Below are 363 nucleotides of genomic sequence, written 5' to 3'. Positions count from 1 at the left end.
GCATACCCCATTTCCGCTTCCCTTTCGGCTGGGCCGGAATGTCCTCATCTTCTTCAATCCGGCGCATCCGGTCCTCTCCGCCTCCGCTGCGGCTGCCCAGTGTATGCTGGATCGGCTTGATTGCCGGAATAATCCGGGTCCGTTCTTCATCATCGTCATCATGAAATGATGCCTTGGCCTCGCTGCGCCGTTCAGGAAGCAGGCATGTCTCCAGATCATGAAGCATCTGCTTAGCTGATTGATAGCGCTCGTCCGGATTCTTGCGCATCGAGCGCAGGATTACATTCTCAACGCTCTGCGGAATCAGAGGATTCAGCACACGCGGCTCCTCAAATTCCTCCTGCAGATGCTTGAGTGCTACAC

1 pseudogene is annotated in these 363 nt (G+C 55.6%); it reads right to left on the bottom strand.

The window, feature by feature from the left end:
• Positions 1 to 319, bottom strand: a pseudogene (locus DEF28_RS26930) (hypothetical protein); the annotation flags it as partial.
• Positions 320 to 363: the final 44 nt, after the last annotated feature.

This window comes from Marinitenerispora sediminis (assembly GCF_003336425.1).
GTDB classification, from domain to species: domain Bacteria; phylum Actinomycetota; class Actinomycetes; order Streptosporangiales; family Streptosporangiaceae; genus Marinitenerispora; species Marinitenerispora sediminis.
The sequence above is the reverse complement of the archived record's forward strand: the minus strand, read 5'-3'. Positions and strand labels throughout refer to the sequence as shown.